Source organism: Streptomyces sp. NPDC017943, from assembly GCF_044328425.1.
Lineage (GTDB): Bacteria > Actinomycetota > Actinomycetes > Streptomycetales > Streptomycetaceae > Streptomyces > Streptomyces djakartensis_A.
On the sequence record NZ_JBIRHH010000002.1, the window covers coordinates 304,129 to 319,450 of the forward strand.

Consider the following 15,322-nt stretch of genomic DNA (forward strand, 5'->3'; position numbering starts at 1 on the left):
CGAGGCGTTGCGAGCAGGAATGAGCACGCCGACGGCCGCGGAGGGACGACCGTCGAGCCGTCCCTGCCCTCCGGGGCCCCGGGAACCAAGATCGATTGTCAGTGGTGGATGAGAGGGTGGAAACACCAAGCCCGGAACGAGGGGGAGTTGTGATGTCCGGAACCCAGAATTACATCAACCACGTGGCTCTCGTGCTGGATGCCAGCTCGTCCATGTCGCATCTCAGCCGCAAAGTCGTGGACGTCGCCGACCAGCAGATCGCCTATCTCGCCCGCCGTTCGAGGGAGCTGGACCAGGAAACCCGTGTCACGGTGTACGTGTTCGCCGACAAGGTGGAGTGCGTCATCTACGACAAGGACGTACTGCGCATGCCGTCGCTGAAGCAGTTGTACCGCACCGGCGGAATGACCGCCCTGCTGGCGGCCACGCTCAAGTCGCAGCAGGAGCTGGCGCAGACGGCGCAGCTGTACGGGGACCACAGCTTCCTGACGTTCGTGCTGACGGACGGTCAGGAGAACGCCAGCCACCGCTGCCCGGACGCCCCGAGCAGGAACGCGCGTGACCTGGTCCAGGCCGTGGCCCGGATGATCGAGACCCAGCAGGACAACTGGACGCTGGCCGTCCTGGTGCCCGACCAGATGGGCAAGCGCGAGGCCATGCAGTGCGGTTTCCCCAAGGACAACATCGCCGTGTGGGACGCCACGAGCACGCAGGGGCTGGAAGAGGCCGGTCAGGTCATCCGGCAGGCCACCGAGAATTTCATGGTGGGCCGTGCGCGAGGAATTCGCGGATCCCGGGCGGTATTCTCCACGGGCGCCGACGCGGTGAATGAGAACACCATCAAGGCGGCCGGTCTGACGCCGGTCGATCCGTCGACGTACCAGCTCATTCCGGTGGCCCGGGACGCGGCGATCCGTGAATGGGTCATCGAATGCGGGCACGCCTATCGCACCGGCGGTGCTTTCTACCAGTTGAGCAAGTCGGAGAAAATCCAGGCGCAGAAGCAGATAGCGGTGCTGGAGAAGAAGACGGACCGGGTGTACACGGGGCCGGAGGCCCGGGCCCTGCTCGGCCTGCCGGACACGGAGGTCCGGGTGAAGCCCGACCACAACGACCACTTCACGATCTTCGTGCAGAGCACCAGCGTCAACCGCAAGCTGGTGCCCAACACAAGGCTGCTGCTGATGCTCTGACGTCCCACCGGGGGCCGGCAGCAGCCGGAGGGACCTCCGGAGGGCGTGCCTGCCGGCCCGTCGCCACCCCGGGCGATGCCCTCACTCCCCGGCCAGCCCCAGTTCACGCTCGCCCAGCGGGGCGAAGAAGCGCTCCACGTCGGCGTCGCCGACCTCGGCAAGGGTCCTCGGCGACCAGCTTGGCCTGCGGTCCTTGTCGACGACCTGGGCACGGATGCCCTCCACCAGATCCGGCATGGTCAGCGCGGCGCACGAGACGCGGTACTCCTGATCCAGGACGCGTTCCAGGGTGCCCAGCCGGCGAGCCCGGCGCAGGGAGGCCAGGGTGACCTTGAGGGCGGTCGGCGACTTCGACAACACGGTCTCGGCGGTCTCCTTCGCGGCGGGATCGCCGTGCGCGAGCAACCGGCGCACGATCTCCTCGACGCGGTCGGCGGCATAACAGGCGTCGATCCAGTCGCGTGAGGCCGCCAGCACGCCCTGCGGAGGCGTCCGGGCCACACCTGCGACGGCCTCGGCCGCCGGCAGGCCGGTCAGGGCGTCGAGGAGGTCCGGCAGCGAGTCCGACGGGACGTAATGGTCGGCGAGGCCGCACAACAGGGCGTCGGCGGCGCCGATCTGAGTGCCCGTCAGGGCGAGGTGGGTGCCCAGTTCGCCCGGCGCCAGGGCGAGCAGCCGGGTGCCGCCCACGTCCGGGACGAAGCCGATGCCGGTCTCCGGCATGGCCACCCGGGACCGGTCGGTGACGACGCGGACGTTCCCGTGCGCCGAGACACCGACCCCGCCGCCCATGACGATGCCGTCCATCACCGCGACGTACGGCTTGGGGTAGCGCGCGATCCGGGCGTTCAGGCGGTACTCGTCGCGCCAGAACGCCGCCGAGGCGGAGCCGTCCCCGTCACGGGCGTCGTCGTGGATGGCACGGATGTCACCGCCCGCGCACAGGCCGCGCTCCCCCGCGCCGGTGATCACGACGGTCTGCACCGCCGGGTCCCGCTCCCACGCGGTGAGGGCCTCGTCGATGCGGCGGACCATGGTGTGGGTGAGCGCGTTCAGCGCCCGCGGCCGGTTCAGTGTGATGCGTCCGGCGTGCCCGGTGGTGTGGAAGAGGACCGGTTCCTCGGCCGCGCTCATCGAACCGTCTCCCTCAAGCCGTGGACCACGTTGCCGCCCCTGTCTCCTCGATCCTGCGTGACGCGGTGGCGTAACCGCTCGCCCAGCCCCACAGGTGGCGAGGGGCTTCCGCCCACCGGGACCCTACGGTGCCCGACGCCCGGCCGGGCGGATCGGGCGGGGTGGGCGAAGGGACGCCGTACCGCCGCCGGAATAGGCGATCGAAGTCGTCGTTCCCCGCAAAAGGGGCACCCGGCCGGTCAGAGGGAAGGAGCCGACATGAGCAGTCCCGACGACGAGCTGTCCCATCCGCTGGAAGAAGTCACCGGGGAGAAGGACGTACCGCCCGAGGAGGAAGGGGCGACACCGCCCGACACGGGCGACGAGAGCGGGCCGGACGACGGCAACGCGCCCGAGGCCTCCGACGAGACAAGGGCGCCCTGAGGGCCCTGTGAGCGGGGCGGGACGCCGTGCGTTCGGGCGTCCCGCCCCCCTGTGCCGCCTCGTCGCGAGCCCGCGAGCCGGTCAGGAGCGGGGCCGCAGGGGTGGCTGGGGTGTGGGCGGTCGGCCGGCGATCTCGGTCAGCACGCGGGTGCAGACGTCGTGGAGCTTGAGGTTGGTCTGCTGGGACAGACTGCGCAGCAGGCCCAGCGCCTCTTCCTCGGCGCACTGCCGTTGCTGCATGACGACGCCGATGGCCTGGTCGATCATCCGGCGGGAGGCGAGGGCGCTCTGCAGGTCCCGGGTGAACTCCTCCGCGTCGGCCAGCCGCTGGGCCAGGGCGATGGCACCGCCCGCCTGGGCCGCGGAGAGCGCCAGGGTATGCCGGTCGTCGGCGGTAAAGGCGTCGGGGTCTCCGGCGTAGAAGTTGAGCGCGCCCGCGGTATGGCTGCGTACGGGGATCGGCACCGACAGTGCGGAGCGGACGCCCAGGGACGCGGCGAAGCGCGGGTAGGCCGCCCAGCGGTCCTCTTCCAGCATGTCGGGCACGTGGACGATCTCTCCGGTGCGCAGGGCCTGCAGGCAGGGCCCGTCGTCCTGGCCGTACTGCTTCTCGTCGAGCTTGTCCGCCACTCCCCCGGTGCTGACCACGGTCAGCGGACGGCCGCTGCGCTGCACCGTCACCCCGCAGCCGTCCGCCGCCGAGACGGCGACCGCTTCGGCGACCAGATGCTGCAAGAAGTCCCGCAGCGTGTCGGTCTCCAGCAGCCAGTCGATCATGTCCAGAGCGCGCCGCTCCTGATCCGGCCGGTTCACCGCCCGTCACCTCCCACAGCATGAACCCGTGGCCCACTTCTCCATTGTGCTGATACCCGGGCGGTGCGCGATACGCGCGGCGGATCGCTCCTCGACGGGGCGCGGGCATGCCCCGGTTCCGGCGATCGCCGGCTTCGGCGGCAGCAGGGGCGGCCGCCTAGGCCGGGGGTGTGCGCGGTGTGCAGGGCTCCGGGGAATTGTCGGGCGAGGGCGGACGGCGGTTGATCTTCGCCTTGGCCGTGCCGTCATCCGCGGGCCTGTGCGTCGGCACGCCGTTCCTGTGGGAGAGCCCGCGCCGGCGCATCGAGCGGTGCGTGATCGACCGGTCCGGCCGCGGTCTCGGCCCGGCCGTCACCGACCAGCCGACGTCGGTCGGCGCGATCTGCGGGCAGCGGCGGGTGCGGCCGCTGGAGAGCATCGGCGGACGGCCCGCGGCAGGGCTCCGGCAGCGTGCCGGCGGCCTGATGGAGGGCGGGCGTCCCGCCACCCGCGTCCGTACGGTGTGCCCGGCCAGGAGGGGCGCAAGCAGTGAGGCCCGCACAGCCGGTCCCGTGCGGGCCGGCGCATCGTGGGCCGCCGTTCCGTACCCTGACGGCATGCGCATGCGCCCCACCCTGAGCTGGACCCCCGCCGGAGACGTGCCGCCGGGCACCTCGGACCTGGGGCCGGTCGCCGACGCGCTCGGTGCCGGCGGGGTGCTGGTCCTCAGCGGAGCGGGCATCTCCACGGAGTCGGGCATCCCCGACTACCGGGGCGAGGGCGGGAGCCTGAGCCGGCACACGCCGATGACCTACCAGGACTTCACCGCCGACGCCCGGGCCCGGCGGCGGTACTGGGCGCGCAGCCATCTCGGGTGGCGCACCTTCGGCCGGGCCCGGCCCAACGCCGGGCATCGGGCGGTGGCCGCTTTCGGGCGGCACGGACTGCTGTCGGGTGTCATCACGCAGAACGTGGACGGTCTGCACCAGGCCGCCGGCAGCGAGGACGTCGTGGAACTCCACGGGGCGCTGGACCGGGTCGTGTGTCTCTCCTGCGGCGCGTTCAGTCCGCGCCGCGACCTCGCCCGGCGTCTGGAGGAGGCCAATCCGGGTTTCGCGCCCGTGGCGGCCGGGATCAACCCGGACGGTGACGCCGACCTGACGGACGAACAGGTCGGAGACTTCCGTGTGGTGCCCTGCGCGGCCTGCGGCGGCGTCCTCAAGCCCGACGTGGTGTTCTTCGGCGAGGCCGTCCCGCCGCAGCGGGTCGCACACTGCCGGGAACTGGTCCGCGCGGCCGGTTCGCTGCTCGTCCTGGGCTCCTCGCTGACGGTGATGTCCGGGCTCCGCTTCGTTCGTCAGGCGGCCCAGGAGGGGAAGCCGGTGCTGATCGTCAACCGCGACCGGACGCGGGGGGACGAGCACGCCGTCACCAGGGTCGCCCTGCCGCTCGGCGCCGCCCTGACGACGGTGGCGGACCGGCTGGGCATCGCGCTGGAGGACGAACCGGCCGCCTGAGGGGCGCACGACCACCGGCTGCCCCGATTGTGCCGGGCCCGGGGAAGCGTCCCGTGCCGATGGGCCCGGCACGCTCCCCGCCGCCGCCGGCAGTCACAGGCGGTCGCGGTGCCTGTCGCCGCTTCGCGCCAGGCGGCGGCGCAGGGCCGTCGTCAGCCTGATCGGTGCGACCCGGAGCGTCAGGACGCCTTCCGGAGGGCGCGGGAGCGGCTTGGCGTAGGAGGGGCGGCCCAGGCGGGAGGCGCGGAACCAGCGTGTGCCGCCCAGCCGGTCCGTGTGCGGGACGGGGATCGGCGTGCCGCCCGCATTCGGGCGCAGGGTCAGCGCCCACCGGCCCGGCCTCAGGCGCGCGAGCGGCAAGCGGGCGGTGAAGCCGCGCCCGTCCGGCCCGTAGGACAGGGGCGCCTCCCGCACCCGGCCCGAGTCCTCCTGGGCGCGCAGGGCGACGGGGTGGTGGGCGGCTTCTCCGGTCAGGTGTCCGCGGACGACGAGGGTGCCGGGGGCGGAGGCGTCCCAGGCGATCCCGGTCACGCGGCACGCCGGCTCGGCCGCCGTCCCGGTCCGCCGGATCTCCAGCGCGAGATGCCCGTCCGGGGTGGACCGGAGTCGCGCGGTGGCGGGTTCCGGGCGGGAGCCGGTGGCGGGTTCGCGGACCGGCGGTGTGGGTGCCGGGTCGTCCGCGTCCGCCTTGGGCTGCCGGACTCTGACGGTCCGGCTGACTCCCTGGGCGCGCAGGTCGAGCCGGAGGTCCCACGTCCCGGCGCCGAGCGGGGCGCCCGAGGCGGCGGTGCGCAGATCCACGTCGACGGTGTAGCGGTTCGTCCCGCTCCCGGCACCGTCCGTGCGGTCCTGCTCCCGGGTGTCCGTGCCCGGCCGAGGCGGGGCGGCGTCGAGGGTCACCGGCACATGGACGTCCGGGTGCCGGAAACCGCTCGGGCGCAGGGTCAGCCGGCTGCCGGGCTGCAGCGGTCCGAGCCCGTCGATGCGGGCGTGGCCCGACAGCCGCAGCACCTCGCCCTCTGCGGTCCAGGCGGCCTCGGTCAGCTCGTGGTGGACGGCGATCCGGTCCGTGGCGTCGAAGCAGGCGTCCGGGACCGCCTTGGCCGGATCGCGGAAGAAGGGGTGGGCCCAGTAGACACGGCCCTTGTCGACGACGTGTCCGCGCGCCGCGTCCCGCCGGGCGTGCCGCGCCACCGCCATGAGGTCGTCGAAGCGGTCCGCGCGCAGCAGGTGGACGATCAACCGGTCCTGCGGCGCGAGCAGTTGGAAGACGCCGTCGGTCGCGTGGTCGAGCGCCCACTGCCGGAACTGCGGGTAGTAGCGCTCCCGCGCCTGCTGTTCGCTCTCCCGCGGCAGCAAGGCCCGCAGCGGTCCGCACAGTTCCCACTCCACGTGGCGGCGCATGATCCGGTCCCGCAGCGGTCCGGGTTCCAGGTATCGGGCGACCGTCTCGAAGCACAGCCGGGTGCCGTCCATGCGGTGGACCAGATCGGCGGCCGTGAGGGTGAGGTTGTTGCCGTTCTGCCGGTTCCGCGAGTAGTAGCAGTCGTAGTCGGCGACGACGGAGATGCCGTCGGCGTTGAGGTAGGCCGCGGCGGTGAAGGGCTTGTCCTCGCAGTTGCGGTACGGCGGGAACCGCAGCCCCAGCCGCTCGATCAGCGACCGCCGGAATAGCTTCCAGCAGCCCAGGGTGCGGTACGCGTGGGAGGAGAAGACGTCGGTGCGGGGCTGGTTGTGGGAGAAGACGGCCGTCGGCACGGCGCGTCCGCCGACCGACACCATCTTCCCGAGGACCACGTCGGTGCCGTTGGCGTCGGCCATGGCGACCATGCGGCGCAGGGCGTCCGGGCCGAGGTGGTCGTCGGAGTCGAGGAAGAAGACGTAGTCGCCGGCGGCGAGTTCGAGGCCGGTGTTGCGCGGGCCGCCGGCTCCCTTGCTGTTGGGCTGGTGGACCACACGCAGCCGGGAGCAGGTACGGGCCAGGCGGTCCAGTTCCGCGCCGGTGCCGTCGGTCGACCCGTCGTCGATCGCGATGATCTCGACGTCGTCCGGGTCGAGGGTCTGCTCCATGGCGGACCTGACGCAGTGGGTGACCTCCGGCATCGCGTTGTACGCCGGGATGATCACGCTCACGCGCGGAGGGGTCGTGCGGGACATGCGGGCTCCCGGGCCGTGGGCTGCTGCGGAGGGCGGGGACGGCCGTCCCGTCCCCGACGGCGACGGGGTCGATGGCAGCCGGCTCCTCCCGCGAGCTTCCGGCGCGCCCCGCGCCCGCCGCGCCGCGTGCGGCGCGCTCCTAGGCTGTCGGGGTGCGCGAACCACCCGTTCGGGCGCGTGTCGGAGCCGCACCGGTGCGCAGGAGGGGTCGCGGAGCGGGGCGGCGGTTCGGCGGGAGCGTGCCGCGGCGCGCCGGGCCGGTCACGGCCGGCAGGCGCCGGAGCCCGTCGCGACGTCCGGGGTCGCGGAGGTGCCGGCGGGCCCGCCCGACCGGTGGTGCAGGGGGATGCGCGCCGTGATGCGCTTGCCGACCGCTTCGCGTGCGACCGACAGGCTCTCGGTGACCGCTTTGACGATCTCGAGACCGTGCTGCCCGATCCTGCCCGGGTCGGCGGCGCGGGCCGCCGGGAGTGCGGAGTCGCTGTCCCAGACGACGACGTCCACGGTGCGCTCGGTCAGGCGCAGTTCCATGAAGACGGGGCCGGGGGCGTACTTGCGGGCGTTGGTGACCAGTTCGCTCACCACGAGCTGGGTGAGGTCCCGCACCCGGTCGGAGACGGGCACGCGATGGTCGTCGACGGCCCGGTCGAGGAAGCCGACAGCGTGGTGACGGGCATCGGCGATGCAGCTGTCGTCCCCGCCCAGGGCGAAGCCGACCTGCGCCAGATGCTCGTCCGGCGCCGCACCACCGTCACCCTCGGCACGACATTCCACTGGCCTCGCCCTCACTCCCCGTTTACCTGCCCGCCAGTACCCCCACTGACGCCATACATACCTCACAGGTGATGTTCGATACAGCCGCGGGGTGCATCCGGGACGGCCCGTGGGGCAGAATCAACCTCGTTCTGACCCCAGGACGAGCCCTGAACGCATCGAGGAGATCGTGGCCCACTTCCAACCCGCGGACCGGCCGGACCGGCTGCGCGCCGAACAGCACCTGGTCGAGGGCGTCCGTGTCGTGACCCTGTGCGGCGAGATCGACCACGACGTCCAGGACGTGCTCAGCCAGGCGCTGCTGGGGGGACAGGCCGCCGTGCCGCCCCGGATAGTCGCCGACCTCAGCGGTGTGACCTTCATGGACTCCAGCGGCATCAACGTCTTCGTCGCCGCCCACCAGCAGGTGAGCGTGGCGGACGGGTGGGTTCGCATCGCGGGGGCCCAGGAGTCCGTGCTGCGCGTGCTGCAGCTGGTCGGCGTGGACACGGTCATTCCCTGCCACCCCACGACCGAGCAGGCCCTGACGGCCTGACCGCCTGACCGCTCGCCGCCTGACCGCCCGCCGTCCCGGCCGGGTTCCCGGCGCGGTGCGCGCACCCTTCGACACGTCCTCGTCGGCGCGGCGTACGTTCTCCGGCGGCCGCTCCCGACGACCGCTCCGGCCTGCGCGTCGGGGCGGTGACACGGTTGCCACGACACGTTCAACGAAGCGGTGCTCATGACGCCGATGACGCTGCCGCATCCCCGACCCGCTCCGCATGGATGGTCCGCGCCCACGACGGAGTACTGGACCTCGCCCCTCTCGCCCGGGCGGCGGTCTGCTCGTCACAGTCCGCCTGCCCCGGAAGTGGCAGGCCATAGGGCCGCAGGCCCGTCGCGCGTCCCGGTCCGCCGCGGTTCGTCGACCGGAGCGTACGCCGAAGTCCCTTAGCCCGCTCACCCGTTGCGGCGTCCCGCCGGTCGGGAGGCGCGCGTCACGCACCGGTTGATCTGTGTGCGGTATCACGCATCCCGAGCTGGCCTAAGTTGTCTGCATCACAGCGGAAATGTCCTTTTGGCCTCCATGCTCGAAGCAGGTACTGACTCCCCCGAAGTGGGGCCCCTCGGCATCTTCTTGGGCGCCGGGTCGCGGAAGTGACTCCCGACACACCTGTCGTGAAGGTCGTCCCCCGGCCGGTGCCCGACCCCACCACCCGCTCCCCGGAAGGCTCCCCGACATGGCCGCATACCTCTGTCCCCCAGCCGTCATACACGGCGAGCACACCGTGAAGACCAGCGAGATCGTCGCCGAGGTGCGCGACCGGCACCCCGACGCCGCATGGGCACCCCGGATCGACTCCATCGCGGCCAGTACGGGCATCGAGTCCCGGGGCTGGATGCTGCCGCTGGAGACCGCCGTCGCGCCCGGCAAGGGCGGTACGCTGGACGCCGTCGGCCTGGCGTCGGCTCAAAAGGCCCTGGCCGCCGAGGGGTTCGCGCAGCAGGACGTGGACCGCGCCGTCGCCGCGCTGGAGGCCCTGCCCGTCGCCCAGACGATCGAGGAGCGCACCGCGCCGGCCTGGGAGGCCGTGCAGTCCTACGGGGAGCGCGCCGCTCGCGGGGCCCTGCAGTCGGCCGGGCTGGACGTGTCCGACGTCGACTGCCTGATCACCAGCCACTCCACCACCCCGGCGCTGCCCGGTCTGGACATGTCCCTGGCCAACAGCCTGCCGCTGCGCCCGGACGCGATGCTGCTGCCCGCCACGCAGTGGGCCTGCATCGCCGGCACCCGCTCCCTGGCACTCGCGGCGGACCTCGTGGCGGCCGATCCCGACCGGGTCGTCCTGGTCGTCATCGCCGAGGCGCTCAGCACGACCTACCAGCCCGCGGACGACACCCTGGAGTCCCTGATCGTCCGGCTGCTGTTCGCCGACACCGCGGTCGCCGCGGTCGTCACGGGACGGCAGCGGTCCCAGTCGGTGCTGCGGCTGGACGCCTCGTGGCACCACACGCTGCCCGGCACCCAGGACCTGCACCGGCTGCGGACGCGGGCCGACGGCACCCACTTCGTGATGGACCGGCGCGGGCCGCGCGCGGTGCAGGAGACCGTCACCGCCATGTGGGACTGGCTGCGCAGCCGCTACCAGGACGACCCCGAGGCCTGGCACCCCGACGTCCTGCTCGCGCACCCCGGAGGGACCCGCGTGCTGGAGTACATGGAGCAGACGATGCCCGACTCGTGGCCGTCCGGGCTGCTCGACCACAGCCGGGAGAGCTACACCACGGGCAACCGCGGCGGCGCCGCCGTGTTCGACATCCTGCGCCGGGCGCACGACTCCGGGCAGCAGAAGCCTGGCAACCGCGCCGTGCTCTACGCGGCGGCGCCGGGGCTGACCGCCACCGCCCTGGAAGGCGAGTGGCTGTAGGCCGCCGCCCCACCGCCGGTACCGGCCGGTAGCGCTGACGCGTCCGCCACCTCATACCTGGTTGTGCGGGTCGGTGGAGCGGGGCGGGCGCGGCGAAGCCCTGGTTGTGCGTGCTCGCGGAGTCAGGATGGGCCCGGCGAAGCCCTGGTTGTGCGGGCTCGCGGAGTCAGGGTGGGCCCGGCAAGAGCCTGTGCGGGCCGGCGGAGTCGGGGCGGGCGGGCGCGGCGAGGGTCTGGCTGTGCGGGGCCCGCGGAAGCCGAAAGCGCTGGCCTGCGAGGACCGCGAAGCCCGAGAAGCCGCCCCTGTAAGACCCCCGGGGTCCGAGGGACGGGCCCTGCAAGGCCCCTAGGACCCGAGGGACGGGCCTGCAAGCCTCCCGGGGCCCGAGGGACCGGCTCCGTGAGGGTCAGCCGCGCGGTCTCGCGACCTCCGCCCACACCACCTTGCCGTCATCGGTCCACCGCACGCCCCACCGGGTCGTGAGCCGGTGCACGATGCCCAGGCCGCGGCCGCCGTCGTCGAGGACGTCGCTCCGCCGCAGGCGCGGCCGGCCGTTCCCGGTGTCGCCCACCTCGCACAGCAGGCCGCGGCCCGTCCTGATCAGCCGTACGGTGATGGGCCCCGTCGCGAACCGCACCGCGTTCGTGACCAGCTCGCTGACCAGCAGCAGCACGGCCCAGCGGGTGCGGTCCCCGGTGCGCCAGTGCCTCAGCAGCGCGTCGGCGTGTGCCCGGGCGCGCGCCGGGGCGTCGTCGCGGGCGGGCAGCCGCCAGGTCGCCGTGTCCCCCTTGCGGTAGCCGATCATCCGCGCGAGCAGCAGGGTGACGTCGTCCCGCTGGTGTGCGGGGGCCAGCGAGGAGGCGACGTGCCGTGCGGCCTGCTCCAGGGTGTCCCACGGGTGCACCGTGGCCACCGCGTCCGCCAGCCGGCCGATGCCGTCGTCGATCGACAGCGCCGGGTCCTCCACCAGGCCGTCGGTGTACAGGGCCAGCAGCGAACCGGAGGGCGCGGGGAACGTGTGGACGTCGAACGGCTCGCGCAGCGCGAACTCGGCGCCGAGGCCGGGGTGGGGCCGGATCGCGAGCAGCTCGGCCCGCCCGCCCGGGGACACCAGGATCGGCGGCAGGTGACCCGCACTGGACATGGTCACCTGGTGGCTGACCGGGTCGTACAGGGCGATGCAGCAGGTCGAGCCGAGGGCGCTGTAGCCGGCCGTCAGTCCGGACTCCGCGTCGTCCAGCAGGGACACGGTCTCGTCCAGGTGCTCCAGCACCTGGTCGGGTGCGAGGCCGGCGGACAGCAGCGCCCGGGCCTCCATGCTCAGCTGGCCCATGGTCGCCGCCGCCCCCAGTCCGTGCCCCACGACGTCCCCGACCACCAGCGCGGTACGGCCGTCCGGCAGCGGGAAGCTGTTCACCCAGTCGCCGCCGACGCCCGCGCTGTCGGGGGTGGCGGGCTGGTAGACGCTGGCGATCTCGATGGTGTCACCGCCGGTCCGGGGCAGCAGCCGGCGTTGCAGCGCCAGGACCTGTGTGTGCTCGCGCTGGTGCTGACGGGCCAGATCGACGTGGTGGGCCGTCCGGGCCACCAGTTCCTGCAGGTCGAACAGCTCGCTGTCGCGGAAGGGGTGGTCGGACCGCCGCCAGACCTCCGCCACGCCCAGGACGACGGGCGGTGTGCCGTCCAGGACCAGCGGGATGCACGCGACACCCGCCGAGCGGTCGCTGGGCACGAGGGCGCGGACGACGCGCGGGCTGCCGAAGACCCGCTCGACGGCCTCCCGGTCGGGTATGACGATCGTCTGCGGGTCGTCGTCCCGCATCACCGCCTGCGCCAGCAGCCGGCCGGCGTCTCCGGGCAGGTCGTTGCCGGGGGTGACGTAGCCCGCGGGCCATGCGCGGTCCGGCACGAGGGCCGCGCGACGCAGCCGGATGCGCCCCCGCGGTGTGCCGGTGACCCCCTCGCCCGTCCACACGGCGAAGTCGAGGTCGACGGCGGCCACGTCCCCCCAGGCCAGCAGGGACTGTGCGAGCGACTGCGCGGTCTCCCCGATGTCGAGCGAGGTGCCGATGGCGGTCTCGGCCGCGTAGAGGTGCAACCTCCTGGCCATGGCGATCACCGAGACCGTCAGCCCCTCCTCCGGCGGGGCGGCGGGCAGGATGCTCATGGAGACCACCACCTCCGACCCGTCGGTGCGGCGCAGCCGCTGGATCCGGGCCACATGCGCCTCGCCGGTCTCCAGCACCTGCCGCAGGCGCCGGGTGACCGTGGGTACGTCTCCGGGGGGCAGGAGGTCGACGAACGGCTTGCCCCGCGCGGCGTCCAGGCCCGCGAACACGGGGGCGTCCAGCTTGCAGCGGGTGATGATCAGATCCGCGTCCAGGTTGAGCGCGCCGAGGATCTGCTCCTGGCGGCCGTTCGCCGGGGCCTCGGCCGTCCGCTGCGCCGTGTCGGCACGGGAGTGCCGCTCCTCGGCCGAACCGGCGGCCGCTTCCTCTTCGCCGTGCGGGATGTAGCGCCCCAGCGCGCGGCTGACCAGGTCGAATGCCGAGGAGGACGGGGACGAGGACGAGGGTGTGGAGTCCATGCGGCTCTTTCGGTATGCGGACCCGTGCGAGCGGGGCCCCGAGCTCCCTGGTCGCACACCTCATTCAATAACACCGACGGCCGCTACGCCCACACCAGCGCAGCACCCGGCGAACACGGACAGTGAGGGCGGGACCCGCTCGCCGGGGGTGAGGACCCGTACCAGGAGAGCAGGGGCAGGACGCCGACCCGGCGACCGCCGGTGAACCCGGGACAGCCGGGGCCGGGTGGGCGGTGGGGGCGGGACCTGCACGTGAGCTGCCCCCTCCCGGGCATGGAGGACGCCCCGGCGGGGCAAGCGGTCCCTCTGACATGGGGAGGATGCCGTGACCATGACGGAACCGCACGTGGAACCGGACGACAGGAACGACAGGAACGACAGGAACGACGCCGACGGTGCGGGCGACGACGCACCGGAGAGGAGACGGGGCAGCAAGGGGCCCGAGACACCGCACGAGCGGGTCAACCGGCGCTGGAACGAGATCCTGCAGGAGACGCGCGTGTCCCAGACGGGCGTGCAGATCCTCTTCGGCTTTCTGCTCAGCGTGGCCTTCACCCCGCTGTTCAGGGAGTTGGAGACACTCGACCGCGCCATCTACGTGACGACCGTGGTGCTCGGCGCCGCCGCCACCGGGACGCTCATCGCCCCCGTCTCCATCCACCGCTTCCTGTCCGGCCAGCGCATGAAGGACGAGCTGGTGGAGACCGCCGGCCGCCTGATGATGTGCGGCATGGTCCTGCTCGCGCTGACCATCGGCTGCACCCTCCTGCTGATCCTGCGGTTCGTGGTGTCCGGTGTACTGGCCGAAATGCTGGTCGCGGGTGTCATGTTGTGGTTCGGCATCTGCTGGTACGCGCTGCCGCTGCATCTGCGGCGCCGTGCCGACCGGCGCGCCCGCGAGGCCGACCGCTCCTGAGGCACCTGCCCGGGCAGGCACGGCCTCCCGGGTGGTGACAAGTACACCTTCCTTTCGGCGCTCAGCCCCACTGATCTTCTCGTCCGGTCCTGGAACCGTCGTGGTGGACGAACCGGACGAGGAGGCAGGGCACATGCAGAGGAAGAACGCCTGGAGGCTGCGCAAGGCACTGGTGGTCGTGGCGGCGGCCGGATGGGCGGGCACCGCGGTGGCCGACACGGCGGTGGCGGGCCCGCCGTCGGCCTCGCCGCTCCAGAGGAGCATCGACTCGCTGGTGAGCGAGGAGAAGTACCCGGCTGTGTCGGCCTGGGTGCACAAGGACGGCCGTACCACCTCGCTGGTGGCCGGGTCCGCCCGGCTGGGCCGGCCGGTGCCCGTCCCTCACGACGGCTACGTCCGGGCCGGGAGCAACACCAAGACGTTCACCGCGGTCGTGGTCCTCCAGCTCGTCGCCGAGGGCAGGGTCCGGCTGGACGAGCCCGTCGAGACGTATCTGCCCGGGGTGGTGCGCGGCGAGGGCATCGACGGCAGGAGGATCACCGTCCGCCAGCTCCTGCAGCACACCAGCGGCCTGCCCAGCTACACCGACCACATGGACCTGGAGGAGTTCGGCGAGGTCCAGCACAGGTTCTTCCACCCCCACGACCTGCTGGCGACGGCGCTGGCCCACCCGGCGGAGTTCGCTCCCGGCACCGGCTGGAAGTACAGCAACACCAACTACCTGCTGGCCGGGCTGCTGATCGAGCGGGTCACCGAACGTCCCGTGCAGGAGCAGATAACCGAGCGCGTGATCAGGAAGGCCGGTCTGCGTCACACCTATTGGCCGCAGCCGGGCGACCAGACCCTCCGTGAACCGCACGCGCACGGATACGCCCTGGCCGATCCGCGGTCGCGCAAGGTGATCGACGTGACGGAGATGGACCCCTCCTGGGGCGGAGCCGCCGGACAGTTGATCTCGACCCCGAGCGACCTGGCCAGGTTCGCCCGCGTCCTGATCGACGGCAGGCTCCTCCCGGCCGCGCAGCTGGCGGAGATGCGCAGGACGGTCGACGCCCCGCTGATGCCGGGCTGGCGGTACGGGCTGGGGCTGTTCAGCGTGCCGCTGAGCTGCGGGGGCGTCTACTGGGGGCACGGCGGTGACATCGACGGGTACGAGACCCGCGGCGGCGCCACGGACGACGGCCGTTCCGTCGGGCTCGCGGTGACCGCGCTGCCGGGCACGTTCGGCGACGCGGAGGAAGGGGCCCGGGCCGTCATGGAGTCCGTGGACACGGCGTTCTGCGGGTGACCGGGGCGCCCGGCCCGCGTCACCGGGTCGTGGGGAGGCACGAAGGACGCCTGCCGGCCGCCGTGTCGACCGTTCCACGTGCCGTCGGAACGGGTCGGGCGGACCGGCAGGCGTCCTGTGGCCTGCCGTGCGT

Annotated in this window: 12 protein-coding genes; 7 read left to right on the top strand and 5 right to left on the bottom strand. The window is 72.9% G+C overall.

The genetic code is table 11. From position 1 onward, the window contains the following. Positions 1–152 precede the first annotated feature (152 nt). Entirely contained in the window at positions 153–1,193 is a 1,041-nt protein-coding gene (locus ACH4C6_RS06215) for a vWA domain-containing protein (protein WP_398107333.1), read from the top strand. 81 nt (positions 1,194–1,274) lie between these two features. Here ACH4C6_RS06215 and ACH4C6_RS06220 read toward each other — a convergent pair whose 3' ends face one another. Next, complete coding sequence (locus tag ACH4C6_RS06220; protein ID WP_398107334.1) at positions 1,275–2,327, bottom strand: enoyl-CoA hydratase/isomerase family protein; 1,053 nt, start codon at positions 2,325–2,327, stop codon at positions 1,275–1,277. A gap of 258 nt (positions 2,328–2,585) precedes the next feature. On the opposite strand from ACH4C6_RS06220, the gene ACH4C6_RS06225 reads away from it, so the two are divergent. Next, positions 2,586–2,750: a hypothetical protein gene (locus ACH4C6_RS06225; protein ID WP_398107335.1), complete on the top strand. Its 165-nt coding sequence runs from the start codon at positions 2,586–2,588 to the stop codon at positions 2,748–2,750. Positions 2,751–2,831: 81 nt separating this feature from the next. Here ACH4C6_RS06225 and ACH4C6_RS06230 read toward each other — a convergent pair whose 3' ends face one another. Beyond that, positions 2,832–3,563, bottom strand: a complete 732-nt coding sequence (locus ACH4C6_RS06230) for a GAF and ANTAR domain-containing protein (RefSeq protein ID WP_398107336.1) — start codon at positions 3,561–3,563, stop codon at positions 2,832–2,834. Between the two features lie 596 nt (positions 3,564–4,159). Between ACH4C6_RS06230 and ACH4C6_RS06235 the strand changes: the two genes are divergently transcribed. Then, on the top strand, positions 4,160–5,059 hold the full coding sequence (locus ACH4C6_RS06235) for an NAD-dependent protein deacetylase (protein ID WP_398107927.1): 900 nt from the start codon (positions 4,160–4,162) through the stop codon (positions 5,057–5,059). A gap of 93 nt (positions 5,060–5,152) precedes the next feature. Here ACH4C6_RS06235 and ACH4C6_RS06240 read toward each other — a convergent pair whose 3' ends face one another. Together ACH4C6_RS06240 and ACH4C6_RS06245 are read right to left on the bottom strand one after the other, a co-directional pair. Next, complete coding sequence (locus ACH4C6_RS06240) at positions 5,153–7,216, bottom strand: glycosyltransferase (RefSeq protein WP_398107337.1); 2,064 nt, start codon at positions 7,214–7,216, stop codon at positions 5,153–5,155. A gap of 261 nt (positions 7,217–7,477) precedes the next feature. Continuing rightward, positions 7,478–7,990, bottom strand: coding sequence for an ATP-binding protein (locus tag ACH4C6_RS06245; RefSeq protein ID WP_398107338.1), 513 nt, complete (start codon positions 7,988–7,990; stop codon positions 7,478–7,480). A 169-nt stretch (positions 7,991–8,159) separates the two neighbouring features. On the opposite strand from ACH4C6_RS06245, the gene ACH4C6_RS06250 reads away from it, so the two are divergent. Beyond that, a complete protein-coding gene (locus ACH4C6_RS06250; protein WP_398107339.1) occupies positions 8,160–8,525 on the top strand; it encodes an STAS domain-containing protein in 366 nt (121 codons plus the stop codon). A gap of 685 nt (positions 8,526–9,210) precedes the next feature. Further along, positions 9,211–10,398: a type III polyketide synthase gene (locus ACH4C6_RS06255; protein WP_398107340.1), complete on the top strand. Its 1,188-nt coding sequence runs from the start codon at positions 9,211–9,213 to the stop codon at positions 10,396–10,398. A 406-nt stretch (positions 10,399–10,804) separates the two neighbouring features. On the opposite strand, the gene ACH4C6_RS06260 is transcribed toward ACH4C6_RS06255, so the two are convergent. Then, complete coding sequence (locus ACH4C6_RS06260) at positions 10,805–12,985, bottom strand: SpoIIE family protein phosphatase (RefSeq protein WP_398107341.1); 2,181 nt, start codon at positions 12,983–12,985, stop codon at positions 10,805–10,807. Between the two features lie 331 nt (positions 12,986–13,316). Here ACH4C6_RS06260 and ACH4C6_RS06265 point away from each other — a divergent pair, with 331 nt between their 5' ends. Then, on the top strand, positions 13,317–13,901 hold the full coding sequence (locus ACH4C6_RS06265; RefSeq protein WP_398107342.1) for a DUF6328 family protein: 585 nt from the start codon (positions 13,317–13,319) through the stop codon (positions 13,899–13,901). A gap of 133 nt (positions 13,902–14,034) precedes the next feature. Continuing rightward, positions 14,035–15,189, top strand: coding sequence for a serine hydrolase domain-containing protein (locus ACH4C6_RS06270; RefSeq protein ID WP_398107343.1), 1,155 nt, complete (start codon positions 14,035–14,037; stop codon positions 15,187–15,189). Positions 15,190–15,322 lie beyond the last annotated feature (133 nt).